This window comes from Streptococcus sp. HMSC034E03 (assembly GCF_001811505.1).
Lineage (GTDB): Bacteria > Bacillota > Bacilli > Lactobacillales > Streptococcaceae > Streptococcus.
Genome location: NZ_KV804993.1, coordinates 32,162 through 32,490, shown reverse-complemented (window position 1 = coordinate 32,490; position 329 = coordinate 32,162). Strand labels below are relative to the sequence as shown.

Annotated in this window: 1 protein-coding gene; it reads left to right on the top strand. The window is 35.3% G+C overall.

Annotated elements, in window-relative coordinates:
* A partial coding sequence (locus HMPREF2805_RS07210) for an LPXTG cell wall anchor domain-containing protein (RefSeq protein ID WP_148131628.1) occupies positions 1-194 on the top strand: 194 nt, incomplete at its 5' end.
* Between the last annotated feature and the right edge of the window lie 135 nt (positions 195-329).

Below are 329 nucleotides of genomic sequence, written 5' to 3'. Positions count from 1 at the left end.
TAACACCAAATACCCCAACAACTGAAACACCAGTTGCGCCAGTAACACCTGATACTAATGGAGCTAAGTCAAATGATTCTCAAAAAGTATTGCCAAATACTGGTACTGAATCAAATGCGACTCTTGCATCTCTAGGACTTCTTGGTATTCTAGGTGGTCTCGGACTTGCTTTGGGAAAGAAAAAAGAAGACTAAAAATTTAGTCAAATCACTATTCGTTCTTTAGTGTTTTAGCAATGAACTAGATTCATTCTGGTAATGATTTTAGTCATGAAATACAAAGAATGTTTAGATAAAAAAAGCGAACAATGCTAGGATTTTGTTAAACGG